Raw genomic sequence first — 25,318 nt, 5'->3', positions numbered from 1 at the left:
GTCCGTCGGCGTCGGGGTGGGGGTCGGCGTCGGCGCCTTCGTGCCTCCCGCGTTCGCGGACGCGGAGGGGGACGATGAGCCGCCCGCGCTCTTCGACGGGCCGGCGCACGCGGTCATGGCCAGGGTGCAGGCGAGGATCGCCGTGACGGCAGCCGCTGCTCGGGCGGCGGTTCTGGTGGGGTTGGCCATGCGTGTTCGTTCTCCGTCGGATGGTCGGGATTCACTGCGAGTGGATGCGCGGCGGCGCACATCGCGATGACCCTATCAAGCCGGGCGGAGAGGACCCGCCGTCGCGGCCCGTTCGTTAGGCAATCGATGCAGCGCGTGCCCGGTAGAATCGTTGATCGTGACTCCTGCTGACCTCTCTGCTGCCCTGCTCGACATCGTGACCTCCGTTGTCGAGCGGCGACGCGGGGACGGCGCGGAGGGTGCAGGGGATGCTGTCGTCGTCACGATCGACGACGTCCCCCTCGAGCGCCCCAAGAACCGCGAGCACGGCGACTGGGCGTCCAACGTCGCCATGCGCCTGGCGAAGAAGGTCGGCGCCAACCCGCGGGAGCTGGCCACCGAGATCGCCGAGGCCGCCGCATCCATCGACGGCGTCGCCTCCGCAGAGGTCGCCGGTCCTGGCTTCATCAACTTCCGGCTGGATGCTGCTGCGGCCGGCCAGCTGGCGAAGACCATCGTCGAGGCGGGCGACGACTACGGCAACGGGCACCTCTACGACGGCCTGACCGTCAACCTGGAGTTCGTCTCCGCCAACCCGACCGGCCCCATCCACATGGGCGGCGTGCGCTGGGCGGCCGTCGGCGACAGCCTCGCGCGCATCCTCAAGGCCGAGGGCGCGGACGTCACGCGCGAGTACTACTTCAACGATCACGGCTCGCAGATCGACCGCTTCGCCAGGAGCCTCCTCGCCGCATACCTGGGTGAGCCGACGCCGGAGGACGGTTACGGCGGAGCGTACATCTCCGACATCGCCGCCCAGGTGGTCGAGCGCTACGACGGCGACATCTCCTCCCTGTCGCGCGACGAGCAGCAGGAGGTGTTCCGTTCGGTTGGCACCGAGCTGATGTTCGCCGAGATCAAGGAGAAGCTGCACGGTTTCGGCGTCGACTTCGACGTGTACTTCCACGAGGACTCGCTGCACGAGTCCGGGGCCGTCGAGCGCGCCATCGAGCGACTGCGCGAGCAGGGCCACATCTTCGAGGAGGACGGAGCCGTCTGGCTCCGCACCACCACGTTCGGCGACGACCGCGACCGCGTCGTCATCCGCTCGAACGGAGAGCCGGCGTACATCTCCGGCGACCTCGGCTACTACCTGAACAAGCGCGAGCGCGGCTTCGAGCAGAACCTCATCATGCTCGGCGCCGACCACCACGGCTACGTCGCGCGGCTCCAGGCCGCCGTCGAGGCGTTCGGCGACGTCCCGAACGTCAACCTGCAGATCCTGATCGGCCAGATGGTCAACCTGGTCCGCGACGGTGAGCCCGTCAAGATGTCGAAGCGCGCCGGCACCATCGTCACGCTCGACGACCTGGTGGATGCGGTGGGCGTCGACGCAGGCCGCTACGCCCTGGTGCGCTCGTCCAGCGATTCGCAGCTCGACATCGACCTCGACCTGCTGAGCAAGCGCAGCAACGAGAACCCCGTCTTCTACGTGCAGTACGCCCACGCCCGCACCCGGTCCGTCGCCGCCAACGCCGCGGCCGCCGGTGTCGACCGCAGCGCGTTCGCGCCGGAACTGCTCACGCACGAGAGCGAGTCCGCTCTGCTCGGCGGGCTGCAGGAGTTCCCGCGGATCGTCGCGCAGGCGGCCGAACTGCGCGAGCCGCACCGGGTCGCCCGCTACATCGAGGAGCTCGCTGGGCTCTACCACACCTGGTACGCAGCGACCCGCGTCATCCCGCTCGGCGACGAGCCCGTCACCGACCTGCACCGCACCCGCCTGTGGCTGAACGACGCCACCGGCCAGGTCATCCGGAACGGTCTCGGGCTCCTCGGGGTCTCCGCTCCGGACAGAATGTGAGCATCCGCCGATGACTGACACGCAGGCGACTGAGGTGATCGTGGAGACGGCCAGGCCGCCGAAGCGGAGGCGCACGCTGCGGCTGGTGCTGTGGATCGTCATCCCGATCGTCGTGCTCGTCGGGCTGTTCTTCGTCGCGGACGCCATCGTGCGCCAGGTGGCGCAGCAGCGCATCTCGGCCGAGGTGGAGAAGAGCCTCCCCGCCGAGGTGAAGGGCGACGTGTCGACCAGCATCGGCGGCGTCTCCGTGCTGCAGCAGTATCTGAGCGGCCGGTTCGAGAAGGTTGTCCTGGATGCGCCGGCGCTGAGTGTCAACGGCTCGCCCATCCACGCCAAGGTCACGGCCACCGGCGTGCCCGCCGACTTCTCCAAGCCGGTGCAGAGCATCGACGGTGCGCTGACCATCTCGCAGTCGTCGCTGAACAAGCTGGTCACGGTCCCCGGCGTCGACGGCGATCTCGCCCTCGGTAAGGGCACCATCAGCTACGACGGCACCGCCTCGCTCCTCGGCCTGCCGATCGGCTACCAGGTCACCGTCTCCCCGGAGGCGGCGGGCAAGACGGTCAACCTGCTCCCGGTGGATGCGAAGGTCACCACGGGCGCGGCCGACACGGCCCTCGACCTCTCCACCCTCGTCAAAGCGCTGACCAACCGCGGCCCCATCCCGGTCTGCGTCGCCCAGTACCTCCCGGACGGCGTGCTGGTGAACGACATTGCGATCAGCAAGGGCATGGCCACGGTCACCCTGAACGCGCAGGACTTCGTGGTGAACGAGAAGTCGCTGAAGAGCAAGGGCAGTTGCTGAGGGGCGACGCCCCCGGTCCGTAACACGGGCGAATCCCCAGCCCGGCCCCCGATAGACTTCCGGTACTTCTCCACCGGCTTCAGGGACCAATCCGGGTCCGCTCGCCTCCGAGAGATCCCCACTCGATTCATTCCGTGAGGTTTTCCCAGTGGCCTTTGACACGCACGCGGCAGCCAATCCGCTCGCCCCCGAATGGCTCGCCGTTCCCGGCGACGCCAACGCCCTCCATCCCGGCCTCTGGTCGCGCACGGTGGAACGACGGGACGGCGAGCTCGTCGTCGGCGGTGTGAGCGCCGCCGAACTCGCCGCCCGCTACGGCACCCCTGTCTACATCGTCGACGAAGTGGATGCGCGGGAGCGCGCTACCGAGGTGCGCTCCGCCCTGGTCGGCGCTTTCGAGCGCGTCGGGGGCTCCGCGAAGGTCTACTACGCGGGCAAGGCGTTCCTCAGCATCGAGGTCGCGCGCTGGATGAGCGAGGCCGGCCTCAACATCGACGTCTGCAGCGGTGGGGAGCTGGCCGTCGCCGTCGCAGCGGGCGTCGCCCCGGAGCGTCTGGGCTTCCACGGGAACAACAAGTCCCTCGCCGAGATCGACAGGGCTGTCTCGCTCGGCATCGGCGCCATCATCATCGACAGCGTGCAGGAGATCGAGCGCGTCGCAGAGGCCGCCGCCAGGCACGGTCGCGTCCAGTCGGTGCGGCTGCGCGTCAACAGCGGGGTGCACGCGCACACGCACGCCTTCCTCGCGACCGCGCACGAGGATCAGAAGTTCGGGATCGGGCTGGCGGCCGCCGCGGACGCCGCCGCGCGCATCCGGAGCCACGCGTCGCTGAACTTCCTCGGCCTGCACTGTCACATCGGCTCGCAGATCTTCGGGGCGGACGGCTTCGCGGAGTCCGCCGCCCGGCTGCTCGCCGTGCACACCGAGCTCCTGGCCGGTGGGCCGGTTCCCGAGCTGAACCTGGGCGGCGGCTTCGGCATCGCGTACACGTCCGTCGACGACCCGACGCCGATCGAGGAGCTGGCGGAGACCATCGCGCAGACGGTCGCCGCGGGCTGCGCCGAGCTGGGCATCCCGCTCCCCGTCGTGGCGTTCGAGCCCGGCCGGGCGATCATCGGACGGGCGGGGCTCACGCTCTACACCGCCGGCACGACCAAGGATGTGCCCGTGGCGTTCCAGGACGACGGGGAGACCGCGATCCGCCGCTACGTGAGCGTCGACGGCGGCATGAGCGACAACGCGCGGCTCGCGCTCTACGGGGCCGACTACTCCGTGCGCATCGCCGGACGGCAGTCCGTCGCGCCCGCCGAGCTGGTGCGCATCGCCGGCAAGCACTGCGAGAGCGGAGACATCGTCGTCGACGCCGACTACCTTCCCGGCGACGTCGCCCCCGGCGACCTGCTCGCCGTCCCTGCGACCGGCGCATACTGCTGGTCGCTCGCGAGCAACTACAACCACGTGGGCAGGCCGGCCGTGATCGCCGTCCGCGACGGCGCATCCCGCGTCATCGTGCGCGGAGAGACCGAGCACGACCTGCTGATGCGCGACGCTGCGTACGAAGGAGCCGACGCATGATCGAGTACCGCAACCTCCGGGTCGCCCTCCTGGGCGCAGGCTCCGTCGGATCGCAGGTGGCACGGCTGCTGCTGGAACAGGGAGACGAGTTCGCCTCCCGGGTCGGCGCGAAGCTCGAACTGGTCGGCATCGCCGTCCGCGACCTGGATGCGCAGCGCGACGTCGACCTGCCGCGCGAGCTGTTCACCACCGACGCTGCCTCCCTGATCCTCGGCGCGGACATCGTGGTCGAACTCATGGGCGGCGTCGAGCCTGCCCGCGGCTACGTGCTGCAGGCCATCAACTCCGGCGCGGACGTGATCACCGCCAACAAGGCGCTGCTGGCCACGCACGGTCCCGAGCTGTTCGAGGCGGCGGAGCAGGTCGGCGCCCAGCTCTACTACGAGGCGGCCGTCGCCGGAGCCATCCCGATCATCCGGCCGCTGCGCGACAGCCTCGCCGGCGACAGGGTCAACCGCATCCTCGGCATCGTGAACGGCACCACCAACTTCATCCTCGACCGCATGGATGTGAACGGCGAGTCCCTGCAGGACGCCCTCGCCACCGCCACCGACCGGGGTTACGCCGAGGCGGACCCGACGGCCGACATCGGCGGATACGATGCCGCGCAGAAGGCCGCGATCCTCGCGAGCCTCGCCTTCCACACCACGGTGCCGCTCGAATCCGTCTACCGCGAGGGCATCACCTCGGTCACCACGGCGCAGGTCGACGCGGCCAGGGAGGCGGGGTCCGTGATCAAGCTGCTCGCGATCTGCGAGCGCCTCACCGACCCGGAGACCGGCCAAGAGGGCGTGTCCGCGCGGGTGTATCCCGCGCTGATCAGCCGCGACCATCCACTGGCTGCCGTGCACGGCGCGCACAACGCGGTGTTCGTGCAGTCCGCCGCCGCCGGCGACCTCATGTTCTACGGTGCGGGCGCCGGGGGAGTGGAGACGGCGTCCGCCGTGCTCGGCGACCTCGTCTCTGCGGCCAGGCGGCACGTGGTCGGCGGCCCGGGCGTCGCGGAGTCGACGCACGCGCAGCTTCCCGTGCTCGACATCGGCCGCGTCGTCACCCGCTACCAGATCACTCTGGATGTGGCGGACCAGCCCGGCGTGCTGGCCGCGGTCGCGCGCATCCTGAGCGATGGCGGCGTGAGCGTGGAGACGGTGCAGCAGTCCGTGCCGAGCACCACAGGGCCCGTCACGATCCCGAGCGCTGTCATCGCAGGTAACGCTGCGGTTCACGGCAACGGCGCGCCCACCGCTACCCTGGTTATCGGCACCCACGAGGCCGAGGAGGCCGCACTCGCGGCCACCGTTGAGGCTCTCGCGGCGAGCGACGCCGTGACAGCCATCTCATCCGTACTCCGAGTCGAAGGATCGTAATGCCCGAGAAAGCGAATAGTCGTCAGTGGCGGGGCGTCCTGCGTGAATACGCGGACCGCCTGAACATCAGCGATGCCACTCCGATCGTGACGCTCGGCGAAGGCGGCACGCCGCTGCTGCCCGCTCCTGCGCTCTCCGCGCGCACGGGTGCGAACGTGTTCGTCAAGTTCGAGGGTATGAACCCCACCGGCTCCTTCAAGGACCGCGGCATGACGATGGCCATCTCGAAGGCCGTCGAGCACGGCGCGAAGGCCGTCATCTGCGCATCCACCGGCAACACCTCCGCGTCGGCCGCGGCGTACGCGACGCACGCGGGCATCCAGGCCGTCGTGCTGGTGCCGGAGGGCAAGATCGCGATGGGCAAGCTCAGCCAGGCCATCGCGCACAACGCGCAGCTGCTGCAGGTGCAGGGCAACTTCGACGACTGTCTCGACATCGCCCGCGAACTCGCGACCAACTACCCGGTCCACCTCGTCAACTCGGTGAACCCCGACCGCATCGAGGGCCAGAAGACGGCAGCGTTCGAGGTCGTCGAGGTGCTCGGCGACGCCCCGGACTTCCACATCGTCCCCGTCGGCAACGCGGGCAACTACACGGCGTACCACCGCGGATACACCGAGGAGCTGCAGCGCGGAGAGGCCACCAAGCTGCCCAGGATGTTCGGCTTCCAGGCCGCAGGCAGCGCCCCGATCGTTCTCGGCCAGCCCGTCAAGGACCCGGACACCATCGCCACGGCCATCCGCATCGGCAACCCGGCGTCGTGGGAGCTCGCGCTCAACGCGCGCGACGACAGCGACGGCTACTTCGGCGCGATCTCGGACGAGCACATCCTCGAAGCGCAGCGCATCCTGTCCGCCGAGGTCGGCATCTTCGTCGAGCCGGCCTCCGCGATCAGCGTCGCCGGTCTGCTGGAGCGCTCGGCCGCCGGGGTCATCCCCGCCGGCGCGACCGTCGTCCTCACCGTCACCGGCCACGGCCTGAAGGACCCGCAGTGGGCCCTCCGCACCGCTGACGGCTCCGACGTCCAGCCCACCGTCGTCCCCGTGGACACCACCGCCATCGCCGACGTGCTCGGTCTGGTGGCGAGCGAAAAGGCAACCGCGTGACCTCGCAGGCCGCCGACCTGAGCGGCCGCGCCGTCACGGTCAAGGTTCCGGCGACCAGCGCCAACCTCGGCCCGGGCTTCGACACCCTCGGTCTCGCCCTCGCGCTCTACGACGAACTGCAGGTGTCGGTCCGCGACGAGCCCGGCGCGACCGTCGAGGTCATCGGCGTCGGAGCCGGCGAGGTGCCCACCGACGAGAGCAACCTCGTGGTCCGGGCCATCGCGCACACCTTCGAGTCCGTCGGCATCCCGATGCCCGGGCTGCAGCTCGTCGCCCGCAACAACATCCCGCACGGCAGGGGACTCGGTTCCTCCGGTGCCGCCATCGTCTCCGGCATCATGGCGGCGAAGGGGCTGCTCGACGGCATCGTCGACATCGACGCCCAGGGTCTCCTCGCGCTCGCCAACGACATGGAGGGCCACCCGGACAACGTGGCCCCCGCGCTCTTCGGAGGACTCACCATCGCGTGGGTCACCCCCGAGGGCCCGCGGTTCAAGAAGCTGATCGTGCACCGCGGCGTCTCTCCGCTCGTGCTCGTGCCGCAGCACGTCATGTCGACGGCGCTCGCCCGCAGCCTGCAGCCGCAGTCCGTGCCCCACGAGGATGCGGTCTTCAACGTCTCGCGGTCCGCGCTGCTGGTCGCCGCCCTCATCCAGAGCCCAGAGCTGCTGCACGCCGCAACGGAGGACAAGCTCCACCAGAGCTACCGCGCCTCCGCCATGCCGGAGACCGACCGGCTGATCACGCTGCTGCGGGAGAACGGCTTCGCCGCTGTCGTCTCGGGAGCAGGTCCGTCGATCCTCGTGCTCTGCAGTGACCCGAGCCAGCGGCTCGCCGCCGCCGAGCTGGTGGCCGCGCAGTCGGAGACGCCCTGGCAGGCGCTCATGCTCGCGGTCGACTTCAAGGGCGCAACGGTCTCGCAGCTCGCCGCGAAAGCGCTGGACACGCCGGTCGCGTAGCGTCAAGAGCAGTCCCGCATCAGTGGTAAACTGTGCGTGCACCCGCAGAAACCTCTCCATGAGCGAATCTGATCTTCGGGTGATTTCTAGCAATCATGCCGTCACTCCTACCTGTGCACCCGAGTACCTTTCGGTGACACCCCAGAACCGGTAGTTCATGTGACGAGTGCTCCAGAACGACGGCGAGAATCGCGCGTCGGGGGAAAGGAATCCTCTTCAGTGACTGATGTCGAACTCCACGCCGGGGGCGTGGACACCAGCGACCTGACCTCCCTCAAGGTGGCAGAGCTTCAGGCTCTCGCCGCCCAGTTGGGACTTCAGGGAGCAACCAAGCTTCGCAAGGGCGAACTCGTGACGGCCATCGCCGCCGCGCGTGCGGAGGCCGCGGGTTCCGCGACCCCCGCAGCCGAAGCACCCGCTGCCGCACCGGCAGCGGAGAACGCCCGTGCAGCATCCCAGGTCCTCATCGAGCCGCTCATCGCAGAGCCGGCATCGGAGGAGCCGCACGTCGGAGAGCCCGTGCTGCCGGACGCAGCCACCGCTCCCGCCGAGCAGGCGCCCCGCCGCCGCGGCTCGCGCCGCGTGTCGAGTGCAGACGGCACCGGGATCGCAGCAGCGACCCACGTGAACACCGGCGCGACCGGCGTCGACTCGCTCATCCCGGATGTGGATGCACTGCTCGACTCCGCGCTCGCCAACCGCGAGTCCGCCGCCCAGCAGGCCGGCGCCGACGGCGACAAGCAGCCGGAGCAGGGCCAGGGTCAGAGCCGCAACCGCCGCCGCGGACGTGGACGGGACGCCGACCAGAACGCCCAGCAGGACCAGGGCGAGAAGGCCGACAACGGCGCAGGATCGCAGGATGCGGGCGACGCGCAGGCTCAGGGCGACGCCCAGGGCGACGGCGACCAGCAGCCCCGTCAGGGCCGCAACCGCAACAGGAACCGCAACAAGAACGGTCAGGGCCAGAACGGCCAGCAGGGCGGAGACGCCCAGCAGGCGCAGAACCAGCAGGGCGGCCAGCAGGCCGACCGCGACAGGGACCGCGACGACCAGAAGCAGGGCGGCCAGAACGGCCAGCAGAACCGCAACGGTCAGCAGAACCGCAACGGCGGCCAGGACACCCAGGCCGACGGCGACCGCGCAGGCCGCAGCCGCTACCGCGACCGCAAGCGCCGCGGAAGCACCGGAGCAGACGAGCTCGAGCCCGAGATCAGCGATGACGACGTGCTCATCCCCGTCGCGGGCATCCTGGATGTGCTCGACAACTACGCGTTCGTCCGCACCTCCGGCTACCTGCCGGGTGCCAGCGACGTCTACGTCTCCCTCGGCCAGGTCAAGAAGTACAACCTGCGCAAGGGCGACGCCGTCGTCGGAGCGATCCGCCAGCCGCGCGAAGGCGAGAACAACACCCGTCAGAAGTACAACGCCATCGTCAAGGTCGACTCGATCAACGGCCAGACCATCGACGAGGCGGCAGGCCGCGTCGAGTTCGGCAAGCTGACCCCGCTCTACCCGCAGGAGCGCCTGCGCCTCGAGACGGAGCCCGGCAAGCTGACGCAGCGCATCATCGACCTGGTCGCCCCGATCGGGAAGGGCCAGCGCGGCCTCATCGTCGCGCCGCCGAAGGCCGGCAAGACGATCGTCATGCAGCAGATCGCGAACGCCATCACCACGAACAACCCTGAGGTGCACCTCATGGTCGTCCTGGTCGACGAGCGTCCGGAAGAGGTCACCGACATGCAGCGCACGGTGAAGGGTGAGGTCATCGCCTCCACCTTCGACCGTCCGGCAGAAGACCACACCACGGTCGCCGAGCTCGCCATCGAGCGTGCGAAGCGTCTGGTGGAGCTCGGCCACGACGTCGTCGTGCTGCTCGACTCGATCACCCGCCTGGGCCGCGCGTACAACCTGGCTGCCCCCGCATCCGGTCGCATCCTCTCCGGTGGTGTCGACGCCTCTGCGCTGTACCCGCCGAAGCGCTTCTTCGGAGCCGCCCGCAACATCGAGCACGGCGGATCGCTCACGATCCTCGCTTCTGCGCTCGTCGAGACCGGTTCCAAGATGGACGAGGTCATCTTCGAGGAGTTCAAGGGCACCGGCAACATGGAGCTCCGCCTGTCCCGCCAGCTGGCGGACAAGCGCATCTTCCCCGCTGTCGACGTCAACGCATCCGGCACCCGCCGCGAAGAGATGCTGATGGGCGCGGACGAGGTCAAGATCACCTGGAAGCTGCGTCGTGCCCTCGCCGGCCTCGACCAGCAGCAGGCGCTCGAGATCGTGCTCGGCCGTCTCAAGGAGACCTCGAGCAACGTCGAGTTCCTGATGCAGGTCCAGAAGTCGATGCCCGCGCCGGCCAACGGCCACGGCACCGCGCACTCGCACGGCCACGAGAACGACCACCGCTAGCTGAGAAGTGCCCGCCGACCCCGCAGAACCGCGGAGTCGACGGGCACTTTTCCGTTCCCGGACACGCTCGTACCCACTCAGAAAGAAGACGCAATGTTCGAATCGGTGAACAGCCTGATCGCCGAGCACGACGACCTGCAGGAGCAGCTCGCCGACCCGGAGCTGCACAGCGATCCCGTGCGCTCCAAGAAGGTCAACCGGCGCTATGCGGAACTCAGCCGCATCGTCGCCGCGTACCACCAGTGGAAGCAGCTGGAGGACGACCTCGCGGCGGCGAAGGAGCTGGCAGCGGAGGACGAGGCGTTCGCCGAGGAGGTGCCAGGGCTCGAAGCGAGCCTGGAGGAGTCCGGCGAGAAGCTGCGCAGGCTGCTGATCCCGCGCGACCCCAACGACAGCCGCGACGTCATCATGGAGATCAAGATGGGCGAGGGCGGGGCGGAGTCCGCGCTGTTCGCCGCCGACCTGCTCCGGATGTACCTGCACTACGCGGAGTCGAAGAAGTGGAAGACCGAGATCCTGGAGCAGACCTCCAGCGACCTCGGCGGCATCAAAGACGTCCAGCTCGCGATCAAGGGCTCGTCCAGCGACCCGGCGGAGGGCGTCTGGGCGCACCTCAAGTACGAGGGCGGGGTGCACCGCGTGCAGCGGGTGCCGGCGACCGAGTCGCAGGGACGCATCCACACGTCGGCGGCGGGCGTGCTCGTCTTCCCCGAGGTGGATGAGCCGGAGGAGGTCGAGATCAACCAGAACGACCTGAAGATCGACGTCTACCGGTCGAGCGGCCCCGGCGGCCAGTCGGTCAACACGACGGACTCCGCCGTGCGCATCACGCACCTCCCGACCGGCATCGTCGTGGCGATGCAGAACGAGAAGAGCCAGCTGCAGAACCGCGAGGCCGGGATGCGCGTGCTGCGCGCCCGAGTGCTCGCGCGCCAGCAGGAGGAACTGGATGCGGAGGCCGCCGCCGTGCGCAAGAGCCAGATCCGCACGATGGACCGTTCAGAGCGCATCCGCACGTACAACTTCCCGGAGAACCGGATCGCCGACCACCGCACCGGCTACAAGGCGTACAACCTCGACGCCGTCATGAACGGTGCCCTGGAGCCGGTCATCGACTCCTGCATCCAGGCCGACGAGGAGTCCCGCCTGGCCGACCTCGCCACCGACTGAAAAAATCGAGTCCGAAGTTGTTCACGCGACACGCCGGTGTCGGGCGTGAACAACTTCGGACTCGATTGCTTGGGGGCCGCGCGTCAGATGTAGATGGCCGGGTCGAGGAAGTCGTCGCCGGGGATCTGCTCGTGGCCGGTGCGCGGGCGAGCGCGGGCCGGGACGCCGGTGAGGACGGACCCCGACGGGGAGTCGTGGATGACGACGGCGTTCGCGCCGATCACGGTGTGCGACCCGATCGAGATCGCGCCGAGCACCTTCGCCCCTGCGCCGACGATCACACCGTCGCCGATCGTCGGGTGCCGCTTGCCGTGACCGCTGCCCTTCCCGCCCAGGGTGACGCCGTGGTACAGCATCACGTCGTCGCCGACGAAGGTGGTCTCGCCGATCACCACGCCCATCCCGTGGTCGATGAAGAAGCGCCGTCCGATCGTGGCGCCCGGGTGGATCTCGATGCCGGTCAGGAACCGGGTGAACTGCGACAGGAACCGCGCAGGCATCTTCAGTCCTGACCGCCACAGCCGGTGGGCGAGGCGGTAGGACCAGATCGCGTGCAGGCCGGAGTACGCCGTGAAGACCTCGAAACCGCTGCGCGCTGCAGGATCGTGTCTGCGCGCGTTCGCGATGTCCTCACGGATGCGGGAGATGAACGCCAATGGATCAGTCCAGCAGGTCGGCCCAGAGCGGGGTCGAGATGTAGCGCTCACCGGTGTCGCACACCACGGCGACGATGGTCTTGCCCGCGTTCTCCGGCCGCTTCGCGAGCTGCAGGGCAGCCCAGACGATCGCTCCGGACGAGATCCCGGCGAGGATGCCCTCCTCGCTGGCGAGCTTCTTCGCGATGTCGAGAGCGTCGTCGAACGACACGTCGACGACCTCGTCGTAGATCGTGGTGTCCAGGATCTCCGGCACGAAGTTCGCGCCGATGCCCTGGATCTTGTGCGGCCCTGGCTTGCCGCCGTTCAGGATGGGGGAGTCGATCGGCTCCACGGCGACCACCTGCACGCCGGGCTTCCGCTCCTTCAGCACCTGGCCGACACCGGTGATGGTGCCTCCTGTGCCGACGCCGGCGACGAAGATGTCGACACCGCCGTCGGTGTCCTCCCAGATCTCCTCCGCGGTCGTCGCGCGGTGGATGGCGGGGTTGGCCTCGTTCGCGAACTGTTGCGCCCAGATGGCGTTCTCGGTGTTCGCGACGATCTCCATGGCTTTCTCGACCGCTCCGCGCATCCCGTCCGGTCCCGGCGTGAGCATGATCTCCGCGCCGAACGCGCGCAGCAGCACGCGGCGTTCCTTGCTCATCGTCTCCGGCATGGTCAGGATCACCTTGTATCCGCGGGCGGCGCCGACCATCGCGAGCGCGATGCCGGTGTTGCCGCTCGTGCCCTCGACGACGGTGCCGCCCGGACGCAGCGCTCCCGCCTTCTCCGCCGCGTCGATGATCGCGACGCCGATGCGGTCTTTGACGCTGCCGGCCGGGTTGTAGAACTCCAGCTTGCCGAGCACCGTCGCGCCGACGCCTTCGGCGATGCGATTGAGCTTGACGAGCGGGGTCCTTCCGACCGCCTCGGTGATGTTCTCGTAGACGTGACCAGTCATGGCTCTTCCTCGTTGACGCGGGTGGACGGTGTGAAAGCCCTACAACTCTATTCCCGTCGCGGCGGGTAACCGTCTGTGTGACTCCTGGGGGCGTGCCGTAGGCTCGACGGGCGATGTCATCCGAAGCCAGCTCCCCTCCGTCCGTCCGCTCCGTCAGAGACGAGGTCGCAGCGCTCCTCGCGCGCGCGGGCGTCCCCGACCCGGAGGTCGACGCCGACCTGCTCGTCGGCCATGTGCTCGGCGAGGGGCGCGGGCGCGTGCAGGCGCTCATCCACCTGGATGCGACGGTCCAGGATGCGGACGTGTCGCGCATCAGAGAACTCGCAGAACGCCGCGCCACCCGCGAGCCGTTGCAGCACATCACCGGCACCGCCCCGTTCCGCTCGCTGGAGCTGGCCGTCGGGCCCGGCGTGTTCGTCCCGCGGCCCGAGACCGAGCAGGTGGTGCAGTTCGCGATCGACGCGCTGCGCTCCGTGCCGAGTGCAGAGCCGATCGGCGTCGACCTCGGCACAGGGAGCGGGGCGATCGCGCTGGCGATGGCGACGGAGGTGCCGCACGCGCGCATCCACGCCGTCGAGAACTCGCCGGAGGCGTTCATCTGGGCCAGACGCAACGTGGAGGAGTCCGGCGTCACGAACGCCAGGGTCGTGTTCGTGGACCTGGCCGACGCGCTGCCCGAACTCGACGGCACGGTCGACGTCGTCATCTCCAACCCGCCGTACATCCCAGCCGAGGCGATCCCGCGCGACCCGGAGGTGCGGCTCTACGACCCGCCGGCCGCGCTGTACGGCGGCCAGGACGGCCTCGACGTCGTCCGGACGATCTCGCGCGTCGCCCAGCGGCTGCTGCACGACGGGGGAACACTCGTCCTGGAGCACGGCGAGCTGCAGGGGGCCGAGATCCGGGAGCTGCTCACCGCGGACGGATGGCGTGCCGCCGCGACGCACCGCGATCTGACGACGCGCGACCGCACGACGACCGCGATCCGCTAGTCCTTCTGCCGCGAGCCGCTAGCCCTTCTGCCGCGCGCGGCGCTCCTCCTCCTTCGCCAGCCGCTCGCGCACCTTCGCGATCACCTCGCGCTCCCGCTTCCGCGCCTCCCGCAGCTGCGACTCCGCCTCCCTGCGGGCCTTCGCCGCCTCGCGGATCGCCTTGTCGTTCGGCACAGGCTCCGGCCGGGGCTCGTAGGCCGTGACCGGCTCGCCGCTGCGCCGGGACGACACGTAGTGCTCGATGCCGTCCAGGATGCGTTCCAGCCCGAACGCGAAGTCGTCCTGGTCGTCGTCGCCCTCTGCGTCCGAGTACGTGCCGGAGAGCACAAGCGGCGACAGGTATGGGAAGCGCTCCGGGGTGACGAGCTCGGCCAGCGCCGCGGTGAACGCCTCGCCGCGCTGCGGAGGGCCTTCCAGCTGCCGGGAGCGGGTCACATCCCGTTCGACCACCGCGGTCGCGCGCGCGTACGAGCTGAGCAGCAGGGCCGTCGACATCTTTTCCGGCTCGGTGAGCGGCAGGTCCTTCATCACCCGCAGTCCCCAGTCGAGCACCGCGAGGTTGTTCGGCATCAGCGGCATCCCCGCGATCGGGATGTCGGGGAACCAGGGGTGCGCCTGGACCACCTGGATGCTCGCCATCGCCCAGAGCCGCAGCCCGCTGCGCCAGTCGGTGTCCTCCTCCTCGGAGGGGATCGGCACGGCGCAGACCGCATCCTGCATCAGGGCGAGCACGTCGTCCTTGCTGGTGACGTAGCGGTAGAGGGACATCGTGGTGAAGCCGAGCGCCGTCGCGATCTTGCTCATCGAGACTGCCGCGAGGCCCTCGTCGTCGGCGAGCTGGATCGCAGCATCGACGATCCGCTCGATGCTGAGCTCGCGTTTCGGCCCGCGCTGCGGGCGCTCTGCGACTCCCCAGCTGAGCGCTACGGCTCGGGGGAGTGCTTCTTCGACGGCATCGGCCATGTCGCGCCCTTTCGGTTGTTGACACCCATCCTAGAACTGTGTATACCTTAAACAAAACAGTGTGCACCATAAACAGTTTGCGTCGTACTCAGAAGAGTGGATGCAGAAAGGAACCGATCATGACAGCTCAAGCGATCCAGATCGCCGGCCTCCGGAAGTCCTTCGGCGACCAGCGTGTGCTGGACGGCATCGACCTCAGCGTCGCGGCGGGAAGCGTGTTCGCGCTGCTCGGGCCGAACGGCGCAGGCAAGACGACGCTGATCAACATCCTGTCCACTCTGGTGGCTCCGGATGCAGGCCAGGCCACCGTCTGCGGCCACGACGTCGTGCACGACAGGGAGGGCGTCAAGCGCTCGATCAGCCTCACCGGTCAGTCCGCCGCCGTCGACGACGTGCTCACCGGCGAGGAGAACCTGCGCATGATGGCGAGGCTCTCCGGATACACCGCAGCAGGAGCGCGGACGCGGACGGCGGAGCTCATCGAGCGCTTCGACCTCGGCGACGCGGCCCGCAAGCGCGTCAAGGCGTACTCCGGCGGGATGCGCAGGCGTCTCGACCTCGCCATCAGCCTGGTCGCGACCCCGCCGGTCATCTTCCTCGACGAGCCGACCACCGGACTCGACACCCGCAGCAGGCAGACGCTGTGGGCGATGATCCTCGACCTCGCTGCACAGGGCATCACCATCCTCCTCACCACGCAGTACCTGGAGGAGGCCGACCAGCTCGCCGACCGCATCGCCGTGATCGACCACGGCGTCGTCGTCGCGGAGGGCACGGCCGCCGAGCTCAAGGCGCGCGTCGGGGGAGAGGTCGTCGAGCTGAGGGACGCCGACGACGAGATCGTCCGCGAGCTCCCCACCGACGGCACCGTCCACGGACTCCGCGCCGCCATCGATCAGCTGGATGCGCACCTCCTGCCCGGCGGCAGCGTCAGCATCCGCAAGCCCAGCATGGACGACGTGTTCCTCGCGCTCACGTCGAGCCCCGCGTCACCCGCATCCACCGCATCCCGTGCAGCAGAAGAAATGGAGGTCACCCGATGACCGTCGCACTGGACACCCGCCCGACCGCGGCCCCCGCCGCCGTCGACCGTACCGTCTCCCGCCTCACGAGCACCGTCGTGTTCGTCGGCCGCAGCCTCCGCCACACCGTGCGCAACGTCGAAGCGCTCACGATGGCGATCCTGCTCCCGATCATGCTCATGCTGCTGTTCACGTACGTGTTCGGCGGCGCGATCGACGGAGGAGGGGACTACGTGAACTACGTCGTCCCCGGCATCATCCTGCTCTGCGCGGGCTTCGGCTCGTCGAGCACCGCGGTCGACGTGGCCGACGACATGACGAACGGCATCGTCGACCGGTTCCGCACCATGCCGTTGCACGCCAACGGGGTCATCACCGGCCACGTGGTGGCGAGCCTCGTGCGCAACCTCCTGGCCACCGGCGTCGTGATCGGCGTGGCCCTCGCGGTCGGCTTCCGGCCGACGGCGAACGCGGCGCAGTGGCTCGGCGCCATCGCGGTGATCGCCCTGTTCATCCTCGCGATCACCTGGCTGTACGCCGCGATCGGGCTGGCCGCGAAGAACCCGACGGCCGCGAACGGCTACGGCTTCGCCCTGCTGTTCCTGCCGTACCTGTCGAGCGCGTTCGTGCCGACGGACACGATGCCGACCTGGCTGCAGTGGATCGCCGAGAACCAGCCGATCACGCCCATCATCGAGACGATCCGCAGCCTCCTCTTCGGCACGGACGCAGGCACCCGCCCGCTCTGGGCGATCGGCTGGTGCCTCGCGATCATCGTCGGCGCCTACCTCTGGGCGGCCATCCAGTTCCGTCGCAAGGCCGGCCGCCGCTGACCGGCGATCCCGTCCCCGCCCAGATGGCTGCGCTCGACGGCTATGGGCGGGGACGGGTGGAGAAGGTGTGGATGGCGGCGCGGAGGCCGTCGGTGTCGAAGGTGCCGTCGGCCAGCTTGGTGAAGTGGAAAGCGTGCATCCCGGCCTCGCGGGCGCCCTCGACGTTGGCGAGGGAGTCGTCGAACAGGATCGCGTCTGCAGGGTCGACGCCGAACCGGCCGAGCGCCCTGGTGAAGATGCGCCGCTCCGGCTTGCGGGCGCCGAGCACCGCGGAGACGAGGTCGTTGCCCTGCAGCACGTCGACGATCTCGGGGGTCAGCACCGGCAGCGAGTCCTTGAACGGGATCGGGTTGTTGGACAGCAGAGAGACCGTGCCGAGCGTCGCCGCCTCGTGCAGGGCGTCGATCGATCCCTGGATCGGTGTCATGGCCGCTTTTCTGGCCTGCTGCCACTGCTCCAGCGTGAGGCGGGCGCCCGTCACGTCGGCGAACGCATCCAGGTATTCGGCGCTCGTGGAGTACTCGCCGATCTCCGCCGCGCGCTCGAACCCTCCCGCCCACCAGCTGGAGGCCAGGCGGTACTGGCTCACGCCGCCGAGCTGCGCCAGCGCGGGCAGGCGCTTGTGGAAGTCGTAGTCGTAGAGGGTCTTGTCGCAATCGAAGAAGTAGACATCCATCAGGACAAGTATCGACCTTCCAGCAGGGAACGCCCTGATCGCTCATCTATCATGGTGGGCGACATGTCTCCCATCTACGACTGCTCCGTCGACTCCGAACTCCTCACCGGCATGCGGCTCGCGCGCGCCGCCATCGGGCGGGGCGAACTCGTCGTGATACCGACGGACACGGTCTACGGGGTCGCGGCGGACGCCTTCAACCCCGCCGCCGTGCAGCGCCTCCTGGATGCGAAGGGTCGCGGCCGTCAGTCGCCTCCCCCCGTGCTCATCCCCGGCATCCCGACCCTCGCCGCCCTGGCTGAAGAGGTCCCGCAGGCCGTGACCGACCTCGTCCAGGAGTTCTGGCCGGGCGGGCTGACCGTCGTGCTGCCCGCGCAGCCGTCGCTGGTCTGGGACCTGGGGGAGACCCGCGGAACGGTCGCCCTGCGCATGCCGAGCGACACCATCGCCCTCGAACTCCTCTCCGAGACCGGCCCGCTCGCGGTCTCCTCCGCCAACCTCACCGGCCGCCCCGCCGCCCGCACCGCCGCGGAAGCAGAGGCCATGCTCACCGACTCCGTCTCCGTGTACCTCGACGGGGGAGAGGCGGGCGCCGGGTACGACCGCGTCGACGGCAAGGACAGCTCGTCCACCATCGTCGACGCGACCGCGCTGGCCGCAGGAACGGGAAAGCTCCGCATCCTGCGTCACGGCGTGATCTCGGCGGAGCAGATCCGTGCCGTCGTCGGCGACCAGCTCGCGGACGACAGCGTGGTGGAGCCCACCGATTCCTCCCCGGGCGCCTGAGCCGTGACCCTCCTCCTCGCCCTCGCGCTGATCTCGGCCGTCATCACCTTCGGGATGTCGCTCGTCGTCTACAAGCTGAGCCTCAAGTACCGGCTGTACCCGAAGATCCGGGAACGGGATGTGCACACCAGGCCGACTCCGCGGCTCGGCGGCATCGCGATGTTCCTCGGCATCCTGGTCGCGTTCGGCGTCGCCTGGCTGCTGTCCAGCCAGTTCGGCGTGCTGACGTTGATCTTCTCCGACTCCGGGCCGATCATCGCCATCCTGGGCGCCTCGCTGCTGATCGTGGTCATCGGCGTCGCCGACGATATCTGGGACCTCGACTGGATGACCAAGCTGGCCGGGCAGTTCGTGGCGGCCGGGCTCGTGGCCTGGCTGGGCGTGCAGATCTACTCCCTGCCGATCGGCGGCCTGACCGTCGGGTCGCCGGTGATGAGCATCATCATCACGCTGTTCGCCATCGTGCTCGTGATGAACGCCATCAACTTCATCGACGGCCTGGATGGTCTCGTGGCGGGCGTGGCGCTCATCGCCAACGGCTCGTTCCTCGTCTACACCTATCTGCTGCAGCGCGAGATCAGCCCGCAGAACTACTTCAGCCTCGCCGGCGTCATCGCGGCCATCCTGGTCGGAGCGTGCGCCGGGTTCCTGCCGCTCAACTGGCATCCGGCGAAGATGTTCATGGGAGACGCGGGAGCGCTCCTGATCGGGCTGCTCATGGCCACCTCGGCCATCTCGGTCACCGGCACGATCAACCCGGAGGCGCTGCAGACCCTCGGCAAGTCGTCGCTCGTCCCCGCGTTCGTGCCGATCATCGTCCCGTTCGCCGTGCTGATCGTGCCGCTCCTCGACTTCGGGCTCGCCGTCATCCGGCGGCTGCGGGCGGGGAAGTCGCCGTTCAGCGCCGACCGCAAGCACCTGCACCACCGGCTCCTCGACATGGGGCACACCCACCTGCACGCCGTGCTGATCTTCTACGGCTGGACCGCCGTGCTGTCGATCGGCTGCCTGCTGTTCTTCTTCGACCCGTACTGGATGGCGATCGTGTTCATCGCCGTCGGCCTGGTGGTGTGCGCGGCGTTCACGCTCGCCCCACTGAGCCGCAGGAAGGCCAACGAGGCCGCGGCGGAGCTCGCCCCGGCCGGAACGGACGAGGCGGACGCGACCGCCCGCTACGACCAGCTGGACGCCGCGAGCGAGCACGCCCCCACCACCGCGCCCACCCCGGCGACCACCCCCCTCAGCAAGGAGACACAATGACCGACCACGACGGCGGAACCCCCGCCGACGGCCGGCCCGACGAACCCGCCGCACCGCAGCAGGCGGCGCCCGCCCAGCCATCGTCGACCCCCATCCTCAAGGACGTGCTGAAGTACGGCCTCATCCTCGCGCTGGTCATCGCCGTCGTCGGCGCGATCCTCGGCGGCGTCTTCGCCGGATGGATCGGCGTGACCAGCGCCCTCATCGGCACGCTGATGGCCGTGGTGTTCCTCAGCATCACCGCTCTGAGCATCCTGATCGCCAACAAATTCGTCGGCACCGATCTGTTCGTCGGCCTGTTCTTCGGCATCGTGCTCGGCGGCTGGCTGCTCAAGTTCGTACTGTTCCTCGTGCTCGCCTTCGTGCTCAGGGACCAGCCGTGGATCAACCCGATCGTGCTCTTCCTGAGCCTGATCGCAGGGGTCATCGGGTCGCTAGTCGTCGACATGATCGTCGTCTTCCGGTCCCGCGTGCCATACGCCAGCGACGTCACGCTGCCCGGTGAGAAGCGCTGACCCGTGTCCGATTCGTTACCCTGCGAAAACTCTTGTAGAGTTGTGGTGATTCCCCACCCGCATAGCGCCTCAGGCTTCAATCGGCGCATGATCCCGGGTGTCCAAATGTTCGTCGCTGCGAGAGCTTTGGCTCGACGCCCCGAAACAGGAGATAGCGCTGTTAGCTAACGCTGTGAACCTGCTGGTCCAGACCGCAAGCTCCGATGATGGTAGCTTCCACGGTCCGTCGATCGATGAGTTCTTCCCGCCCGCAATCTTTTCCATCGGTGGCTTCGAGGTCAACCGGATCATGGTCATCCGCTTCATCGCGGTCCTGGCCATCGTCCTGATCTTCTGGCTCGGCACCCGTCGCATGAAGGTCGTCCCCGGACGCTTCCAGTCGATCGTGGAGATGGGGCTCGACTTCGTTCGGGTCAACATCGCAGAGGACCTCCTCGGCAAGAAGGACGGTCGTCGCTTCCTGCCGATCCTCACCACCATCTTCTTCATGGTGCTGTTCATGAACCTGACGGGCATCATCCCCGGCCTGAACATCGCGGGCACCTCGGTGATCGGTGTCCCGCTGGTGCTCGCCATCGTCGCGTACATCTCGTTCATTTACGCGGGCATCAAGGCGAGCCCGGGCAACTTCTTCAAGAACTCGCTGTTCCCGCCCGGTGTGCCGAAGGCGCTCTACATCATCGTGACGCCGATCGAGTTCATCTCGACTTTCATCCTGCGCCCGATCACGCTGACGCTCCGACTTCTGATGAACATGGTCGTCGGCCACCTGCTGCTGGTGCTGTTCTTCAGCGCGACGGCGTTCTTCCTCTTCACCGCCGGAAGCTGGTGGTCGCTCTTCGGAATCGGCACCTTCGCGTTCGGCTTCGCATTCACCCTGTTCGAAATCCTGGTCGCAGTCCTCCAGGCCTACGTCTTCGCGCTGCTCACGGCTGTCTACATTCAGCTCGCAGTCGCCGAGGAACACTAATAACGTTCCGCGCACTCGCACGGAACGCCATCACGGAAGGAAACACATAACGTGGACATCGCTGCTATCTCCGGCAACATTGCCACCGTTGGATACGGTCTCGCGGCCATCGGCCCGGCCATCGGCGTCGGCATCGTCGTCGGCAAGACCATCGAGGGCGTCGCTCGCCAGCCCGAGCTCGCCGGCCGTCTCCAGGTTCTGATGTACATCGGTATCGCGTTCACCGAGGCGCTCGCGTTCATCGGTATCGCTACGTACTTCATCTTCACCACCGGCCAGTAGTCCTCTTTATCACTCTTCAGTAAGGAGGAACGATGCTCTACGGTTTGGTTCACGCCGCCGCGGAGGCCGAGCAGCGCAATCCGCTCATCCCCGAGTGGTATGACGTCGTCGGTTCATTCATCTGCTTCGTCATCATCCTGTTCTTCTTCTGGAAGCTCGTGCTTCCGCGGATGAAGAAGCTCCTGGATGAGCGCGCAGAGGCGATCGAAGGCAACATCGCGAAGGCCGACGAGGCTCAGCACAAGGCGGAGGCACTCCTCGAGGAGTACACCGCCCAGCTCGCCGACGCCCGCGCAGAAGCGGCCAAGATCCGTGAGCAGGCTCGCACCGACGGACAGAAGATCGTCGCAGAGGCGAAGGACAACGCGACGGTCGAGGCCGCCCGCGTCACCTCCAACGCCCAGGCGCAGATCGAGGCAGAGCGCCAGTCCGCCGTCGTCGCTCTCCGCAGCGAAGTCGGCTCGCTCGCCATCGACCTGGCATCGGGTGTCATCGGTGAGGCTCTCAACGACGACAAGAAGTCGCAGGCGATCGTCGACCGCTTCCTGGCCGACCTCGACGCCAGCGAAAAGGCAGGGTCGAACAAGTAATGGGAAGCGCCTCCAGAGAAGCACTGGCCAGGTCCGTGTCGGCTCTCGCCGCTCAGGGCTCCAAGGCCGATCTGGCGACGGCCGAAGACCTGTTCGCCGCAGGACGGGTCGTCGCAGACTCCGCCCAGCTCCGAGCGGTCGTCAGCGATCCCTCGGCCGACTCGGCGGGCAAGACCGCGCTCGTGCAGCGCGTCTTCGGCTCGCTCTCGGCGCCGGCCGTCGAGCTGCTGGGTGTCGTCGCGTCCGAGCGCTGGTCGAGCCAGGACGACGTCCTGGCCGCGATCGAAGAGCTCGGTGTCCGGTCGATCGCCCAGTCGGCGCCGAAAGACGTCGACATCGCCGCAGAGCTGTTCGCCTTCGGAGGCGCCGTGACCTCCAACGCGCAGCTCGAACTCGCACTGCGCAGCAAGCTCGCAGACCCGGCATCCAAGAGCGCGCTCGTCGAGCGCCTGCTCGACGGCAAGGCCTCCGTTCAGACGGTCGCCATCGTGCGCCAGCTGGTGCTGCAGCCTCGCGGCCGCAGCATCCGCGAGGGTCTGCGCGAAGCAGCCCGCGTCGTCGCGGCCCAGTCGGGACTCACCGTCGCGACGGTGTTCACCGCGAAGCCGCTCCCCGCCGCGCAGGCCGAGCGCCTGCAGGCGGGCCTCGCAGCGAAGTACGGACAGAAACTCAAGATCAACCAGGTCGTCGACCCCACCGTCCTCGGTGGACTGCGTGTGCAGATCGGCGACGACGTGATCGACGGCAGCATCGCCTCGCGCATCACCGATTTACGACTTCAGCTGGCGGGCTGACCGCCCCAAGATAGGGAACAACGATGGCAGAACTAACGATCAGCCCCGACGAGATCCGGGACGCGCTCAAGGACTTCGTCACCAAGTACGAGCCCACCAAGGCAGCGACCACCGAGGTCGGACACGTCATCGACGCGTCCGACGGCATCGCGCACGTCGAGGGTCTCCCCGGCGTGATGGCGAACGAGCTCATCCGCTTCTCCGACGGCACCCTGGGCCTCGCCCAGAACCTCGACGAGAACGAGATCGGCGTCGTCGTCCTCGGCGAGTTCGACGGCATCGTCGAAGGCATGGAGGTGACCCGCACCGGCGAGGTCCTCTCCGTCCCCGTCGGCGACGGCTACCTCGGTCGCGTCGTCGACCCGCTGGGCAAGCCGATCGACGGCCTGGGCGACATCGCCTCCGAGGGTCGCCGCGCACTCGAACTGCAGGCGCCCGGCGTCATGCAGCGCAAGAGCGTGCACGAGCCGCTCCAGACCGGCATCAAGGCCATTGACGCGATGATCCCGGTCGGCCGCGGCCAGCGCCAGCTCATCATCGGCGACCGCCAGACCGGCAAGACGGCCATCGCGATCGACACGATCATCAACCAGAAGGCCAACTGGGACTCGGGCGACGTCAACAAGCAGGTTCGCTGCATCTACGTCGCCATCGGCCAGAAGGGCTCGACCATCGCCTCGGTGAAGGGCGCGCTCGAGGATGCAGGCGCGATGGAGTACACCACCATCGTCGCGGCTCCCGCCTCCGACCCCGCCGGCTTCAAGTACCTCGCTCCGTACACCGGCTCGGCCATCGGCCAGCACTGGATGTACGGCGGCAAGCACGTCCTGATCATCTTCGACGACCTGTCGAAGCAGGCAGAGGCCTACCGCGCCGTGTCGCTCCTCCTCCGTCGTCCGCCGGGACGCGAGGCATACCCGGGTGACGTGTTCTACCTGCACTCCCGTCTGCTGGAGCGTTGCGCCAAGCTGTCCGACGAGCTGGGCGCCGGCTCGATGACCGGTCTCCCGATCATCGAGACCAAGGCGAACGACGTCTCGGCGTACATTCCGACCAACGTGATCTCGATCACCGACGGCCAGATCTTCCTGCAGTCCGACCTCTTCAACGCCAACCAGCGTCCGGCGGTCGACGTGGGTATCTCGGTCTCGCGCGTCGGTGGCGACGCGCAGGTCAAATCGATCAAGAAGGTGTCGGGCACGCTCAAGCTCGAGCTGGCCCAGTACCGCTCCCTCGAAGCCTTCGCGATGTTCGCGTCCGACCTGGATGCGGCCAGCCGTCGTCAGCTCGCCCGTGGCGCACGCCTCACCGAGCTCCTGAAGCAGCCGCAGTACTCGCCGTTCCCCGTCGAGGAGCAGGTCGTCTCGATCTGGGCCGGCACCAACGGCAAGCTCGACGAGGTCGCTGTGGAAGACATCCTGCGCTTCGAGGCAGAGCTGCTCGACCACCTCCGTCGCAACACGGACGTCTTGAACGTGCTGCGCGAGACCAACCAGCTGTCCGACGAGACCGTCGCGACGCTCGAGGCAGAGGTCGACAAGTTCAAGCTCGAGTTCCAGACCGGAGAGGGCAAGCCGCTCGCCTCCGTCGGGCGCGAAGAGTTCGAAGCGATCGCCGAAGAGGATGTCAACCAGGAGCGCATCGTCAAGGCGAAGCGCTGAGCCGCGGCATCGCCCGGCGACAGCAGATAGTTACGTAGGAGAGACATGGGAGCGCAACTTCGGGTCTACCGGCAGAAGATCAAGTCTGCCCAGACGACCAAGAAGATCACTCGGGCCATGGAGCTGATCTCCGCCTCACGCATCCAGAAGGCGCAGGCGAGGGTCGCCGCTTCAACGCCGTACGCCCGCGCCATCACGCGCGCGGTGTCGGCCGTGGCGACGTACTCGAACGTCGAGCACGTGCTCACGACGGAGCCGGAGAAGATCGAGCGCGCAGCGATCGTCATCTTCTCCTCCGACCGTGGACTCGCAGGCGCGTTCAACTCGAACGTGCTGAAGGAGTCCGAGCAGCTCGCAGAGCTGCTCCGGAGCCAGGGCAAGGATGTCGTCTACTTCCTGATCGGACGCAAGGCGAGCGGATACTTCAGCTTCCGCCGCCGCGCGTTCGAGCGGGTGTGGACGGGCGGCACGGACGCTCCGGAGTTCGAGCAGGCCAAGGAGATCAGCGACGCGATCCTCGAGTCCTTCCTCCGCGACTCCGCGGACGGCGGGGTCGACGAGATCCACATCATCTACAACCGCTTCGTGAGCATGCTCACGCAGGAGCCGGAGGTCGTCCGACTGCTTCCGCTCGAGGTCGTGGAAGGTGTGGAGGAGCCTGGCGACAAGCAGATCCTCCCGCTCTACGAGTTCGAGCCGGATGTCGGCACCGTTCTCGACTCGCTCCTCCCGGTGTACATCGAGAGCCGCATCTTCAACGCCATGTTGCAGTCGGCTGCGTCGAAGCACGCTGCGACGCAGAAGGCGATGAAGTCCGCGAGCGACAACGCGGACAAGCTCATCACCGACTACACCCGCCTGGCCAACAACGCGCGCCAGTCCGAGATCACCCAGCAGATTTCCGAGATCGTCGGCGGTGCGGACGCACTGAGCTCCGCCAAGTAACTCGGACGACAC

At 68.2% G+C, this 25,318-nt stretch carries 24 protein-coding genes and 1 pseudogene; 20 read left to right on the top strand and 5 right to left on the bottom strand.

Going from position 1 to position 25,318, the window contains the following annotated elements:
- Positions 1 to 189 (bottom strand): annotated as a pseudogene (locus B7438_RS09990) (hypothetical protein); the annotation flags it as partial.
- 157 nt (positions 190 to 346) lie between these two features.
- On the opposite strand from B7438_RS09990, the gene argS reads away from it, so the two are divergent.
- The 8 genes from argS to prfA all read left to right on the top strand — a co-directional run bounded on the left by argS (position 347) and on the right by prfA (position 11,418).
- Complete coding sequence (argS, locus tag B7438_RS09985; protein ID WP_085369411.1) at positions 347 to 2,029, top strand: arginine--tRNA ligase; 1,683 nt, start codon at positions 347 to 349, stop codon at positions 2,027 to 2,029.
- A 10-nt stretch (positions 2,030 to 2,039) separates the two neighbouring features.
- Positions 2,040 to 2,834 (top strand): DUF2993 domain-containing protein, encoded by a 795-nt coding sequence (locus B7438_RS09980; protein WP_085369395.1) that lies wholly within the window; start codon positions 2,040 to 2,042, stop codon positions 2,832 to 2,834.
- Positions 2,835 to 2,982: 148 nt separating this feature from the next.
- Entirely contained in the window at positions 2,983 to 4,410 is a 1,428-nt protein-coding gene (lysA, locus tag B7438_RS09975; RefSeq protein ID WP_085369394.1) for a diaminopimelate decarboxylase, read from the top strand.
- Positions 4,407 to 5,777, top strand: a complete 1,371-nt coding sequence (locus B7438_RS09970) for a homoserine dehydrogenase (RefSeq protein ID WP_085369393.1) — start codon at positions 4,407 to 4,409, stop codon at positions 5,775 to 5,777. The genes lysA and B7438_RS09970 overlap by 4 nt, the downstream gene beginning before the upstream one ends.
- Positions 5,777 to 6,883 carry a threonine synthase gene (gene thrC / locus B7438_RS09965; protein ID WP_085369392.1) on the top strand — a complete coding sequence of 369 codons (1,107 nt, stop codon included), beginning with the start codon at positions 5,777 to 5,779 and terminating at the stop codon, positions 6,881 to 6,883. Before B7438_RS09970 ends, thrC begins: the two co-directional genes overlap by 1 nt.
- Positions 6,880 to 7,842, top strand: a complete 963-nt coding sequence (gene thrB, locus B7438_RS09960) for a homoserine kinase (RefSeq protein WP_085369391.1) — start codon at positions 6,880 to 6,882, stop codon at positions 7,840 to 7,842. Before thrC ends, thrB begins: the two co-directional genes overlap by 4 nt.
- Positions 7,843 to 8,061: 219 nt before the next feature.
- Positions 8,062 to 10,248, top strand: coding sequence for a transcription termination factor Rho (rho, locus tag B7438_RS09955; RefSeq protein WP_085369390.1), 2,187 nt, complete (start codon positions 8,062 to 8,064; stop codon positions 10,246 to 10,248).
- Positions 10,249 to 10,341: 93 nt separating this feature from the next.
- A complete protein-coding gene (prfA, locus tag B7438_RS09950) occupies positions 10,342 to 11,418 on the top strand; it encodes a peptide chain release factor 1 (protein ID WP_085369389.1) in 1,077 nt (358 codons plus the stop codon).
- A gap of 83 nt (positions 11,419 to 11,501) precedes the next feature.
- Here prfA and epsC read toward each other — a convergent pair whose 3' ends face one another.
- Both epsC and cysK read right to left on the bottom strand, forming a co-directional pair.
- On the bottom strand, positions 11,502 to 12,074 hold the full coding sequence (gene epsC, locus B7438_RS09945; protein WP_085369388.1) for a serine O-acetyltransferase EpsC: 573 nt from the start codon (positions 12,072 to 12,074) through the stop codon (positions 11,502 to 11,504).
- Between the two features lie 4 nt (positions 12,075 to 12,078).
- Complete coding sequence (gene cysK / locus B7438_RS09940) at positions 12,079 to 13,017, bottom strand: cysteine synthase A (protein WP_085369387.1); 939 nt, start codon at positions 13,015 to 13,017, stop codon at positions 12,079 to 12,081.
- Between the two features lie 113 nt (positions 13,018 to 13,130).
- Here cysK and prmC point away from each other — a divergent pair, with 113 nt between their 5' ends.
- Positions 13,131 to 14,009 carry a peptide chain release factor N(5)-glutamine methyltransferase gene (prmC, locus tag B7438_RS09935; protein WP_085369386.1) on the top strand — a complete coding sequence of 293 codons (879 nt, stop codon included), beginning with the start codon at positions 13,131 to 13,133 and terminating at the stop codon, positions 14,007 to 14,009.
- A gap of 18 nt (positions 14,010 to 14,027) precedes the next feature.
- Here prmC and B7438_RS09930 read toward each other — a convergent pair whose 3' ends face one another.
- A complete protein-coding gene (locus B7438_RS09930) occupies positions 14,028 to 14,972 on the bottom strand; it encodes a TetR/AcrR family transcriptional regulator (protein WP_085369385.1) in 945 nt (314 codons plus the stop codon).
- Positions 14,973 to 15,091: 119 nt separating this feature from the next.
- Between B7438_RS09930 and B7438_RS09925 the strand changes: the two genes are divergently transcribed.
- The gene (locus B7438_RS09925) at positions 15,092 to 16,015 is read left to right on the top strand and encodes an ATP-binding cassette domain-containing protein (RefSeq protein WP_085369384.1); all 924 of its coding nucleotides are present in this window, start codon (positions 15,092 to 15,094) and stop codon (positions 16,013 to 16,015) included.
- Positions 16,012 to 16,827, top strand: coding sequence for an ABC transporter permease (locus B7438_RS09920; RefSeq protein WP_085369383.1), 816 nt, complete (start codon positions 16,012 to 16,014; stop codon positions 16,825 to 16,827). The genes B7438_RS09925 and B7438_RS09920 overlap by 4 nt, the downstream gene beginning before the upstream one ends.
- Positions 16,828 to 16,867: 40 nt before the next feature.
- Here B7438_RS09920 and B7438_RS09915 read toward each other — a convergent pair whose 3' ends face one another.
- Entirely contained in the window at positions 16,868 to 17,503 is a 636-nt protein-coding gene (locus B7438_RS09915) for an HAD family phosphatase (protein ID WP_085369382.1), read from the bottom strand.
- Between the two features lie 63 nt (positions 17,504 to 17,566).
- Between B7438_RS09915 and B7438_RS09910 the strand changes: the two genes are divergently transcribed.
- From B7438_RS09910 to B7438_RS09870, 9 genes are all read left to right on the top strand, one after another.
- Positions 17,567 to 18,289: an L-threonylcarbamoyladenylate synthase gene (locus B7438_RS09910; protein WP_085369410.1), complete on the top strand. Its 723-nt coding sequence runs from the start codon at positions 17,567 to 17,569 to the stop codon at positions 18,287 to 18,289.
- A 3-nt stretch (positions 18,290 to 18,292) separates the two neighbouring features.
- On the top strand, positions 18,293 to 19,549 hold the full coding sequence (locus B7438_RS09905; protein ID WP_085369381.1) for an MraY family glycosyltransferase: 1,257 nt from the start codon (positions 18,293 to 18,295) through the stop codon (positions 19,547 to 19,549).
- The gene (locus B7438_RS09900) at positions 19,546 to 20,064 is read left to right on the top strand and encodes a hypothetical protein (protein ID WP_085369380.1); all 519 of its coding nucleotides are present in this window, start codon (positions 19,546 to 19,548) and stop codon (positions 20,062 to 20,064) included. Before B7438_RS09905 ends, B7438_RS09900 begins: the two co-directional genes overlap by 4 nt.
- Positions 20,065 to 20,236: 172 nt before the next feature.
- Entirely contained in the window at positions 20,237 to 21,034 is a 798-nt protein-coding gene (gene atpB, locus B7438_RS09895) for a F0F1 ATP synthase subunit A (protein ID WP_085369379.1), read from the top strand.
- Between the two features lie 51 nt (positions 21,035 to 21,085).
- The gene (gene atpE, locus B7438_RS09890) at positions 21,086 to 21,316 is read left to right on the top strand and encodes an ATP synthase F0 subunit C (protein ID WP_085369378.1); all 231 of its coding nucleotides are present in this window, start codon (positions 21,086 to 21,088) and stop codon (positions 21,314 to 21,316) included.
- 32 nt (positions 21,317 to 21,348) lie between these two features.
- On the top strand, positions 21,349 to 21,906 hold the full coding sequence (locus B7438_RS09885) for a F0F1 ATP synthase subunit B (RefSeq protein ID WP_085369377.1): 558 nt from the start codon (positions 21,349 to 21,351) through the stop codon (positions 21,904 to 21,906).
- Complete coding sequence (locus B7438_RS09880; protein WP_085369376.1) at positions 21,906 to 22,700, top strand: F0F1 ATP synthase subunit delta; 795 nt, start codon at positions 21,906 to 21,908, stop codon at positions 22,698 to 22,700. The genes B7438_RS09885 and B7438_RS09880 overlap by 1 nt, the downstream gene beginning before the upstream one ends.
- A 23-nt stretch (positions 22,701 to 22,723) precedes the next feature.
- Positions 22,724 to 24,361: a F0F1 ATP synthase subunit alpha gene (atpA, locus tag B7438_RS09875; RefSeq protein ID WP_085369375.1), complete on the top strand. Its 1,638-nt coding sequence runs from the start codon at positions 22,724 to 22,726 to the stop codon at positions 24,359 to 24,361.
- Positions 24,362 to 24,406: 45 nt separating this feature from the next.
- Entirely contained in the window at positions 24,407 to 25,306 is a 900-nt protein-coding gene (locus B7438_RS09870) for a F0F1 ATP synthase subunit gamma (RefSeq protein WP_085369374.1), read from the top strand.
- Positions 25,307 to 25,318: the final 12 nt, after the last annotated feature.

It is taken from the genome of Leifsonia sp. NCR5 (assembly GCF_002105485.1).
In the GTDB taxonomy this organism is placed as follows: Bacteria; Actinomycetota; Actinomycetes; order Actinomycetales; family Microbacteriaceae; genus Leifsonia.
Note: the sequence above shows the minus strand (reverse complement) of the source record. Positions and strands in the feature narration are given on the sequence as shown.

Excerpts from the sequence above, each read along its gene's own strand:
- B7438_RS09980 (WP_085369395.1), top strand. The coding sequence starts at position 2,040 with ATGACTGACACGCAGGCGACTGAGGTGATCGTGGAGACGGCCAGGCCG.
- B7438_RS09970 (WP_085369393.1), top strand. The coding sequence starts at position 4,407 with ATGATCGAGTACCGCAACCTCCGGGTCGCCCTCCTGGGCGCAGGCTCC.
- thrC (WP_085369392.1), top strand. The coding sequence starts at position 5,777 with ATGCCCGAGAAAGCGAATAGTCGTCAGTGGCGGGGCGTCCTGCGTGAA.
- prfA (WP_085369389.1), top strand. The coding sequence starts at position 10,342 with ATGTTCGAATCGGTGAACAGCCTGATCGCCGAGCACGACGACCTGCAG.
- cysK (WP_085369387.1), bottom strand. The coding sequence starts at position 13,017 with ATGACTGGTCACGTCTACGAGAACATCACCGAGGCGGTCGGAAGGACC.
- prmC (WP_085369386.1), top strand. The coding sequence starts at position 13,131 with ATGTCATCCGAAGCCAGCTCCCCTCCGTCCGTCCGCTCCGTCAGAGAC.
- B7438_RS09930 (WP_085369385.1), bottom strand. The coding sequence starts at position 14,972 with ATGGCCGATGCCGTCGAAGAAGCACTCCCCCGAGCCGTAGCGCTCAGC.
- B7438_RS09925 (WP_085369384.1), top strand. The coding sequence starts at position 15,092 with ATGACAGCTCAAGCGATCCAGATCGCCGGCCTCCGGAAGTCCTTCGGC.
- B7438_RS09920 (WP_085369383.1), top strand. The coding sequence starts at position 16,012 with ATGACCGTCGCACTGGACACCCGCCCGACCGCGGCCCCCGCCGCCGTC.
- B7438_RS09915 (WP_085369382.1), bottom strand. The coding sequence starts at position 17,503 with ATGGATGTCTACTTCTTCGATTGCGACAAGACCCTCTACGACTACGAC.
- B7438_RS09910 (WP_085369410.1), top strand. The coding sequence starts at position 17,567 with ATGTCTCCCATCTACGACTGCTCCGTCGACTCCGAACTCCTCACCGGC.
- B7438_RS09900 (WP_085369380.1), top strand. The coding sequence starts at position 19,546 with ATGACCGACCACGACGGCGGAACCCCCGCCGACGGCCGGCCCGACGAA.
- B7438_RS09885 (WP_085369377.1), top strand. The coding sequence starts at position 21,349 with ATGCTCTACGGTTTGGTTCACGCCGCCGCGGAGGCCGAGCAGCGCAAT.
- B7438_RS09880 (WP_085369376.1), top strand. The coding sequence starts at position 21,906 with ATGGGAAGCGCCTCCAGAGAAGCACTGGCCAGGTCCGTGTCGGCTCTC.
- atpA (WP_085369375.1), top strand. The coding sequence starts at position 22,724 with ATGGCAGAACTAACGATCAGCCCCGACGAGATCCGGGACGCGCTCAAG.
- B7438_RS09870 (WP_085369374.1), top strand. The coding sequence starts at position 24,407 with ATGGGAGCGCAACTTCGGGTCTACCGGCAGAAGATCAAGTCTGCCCAG.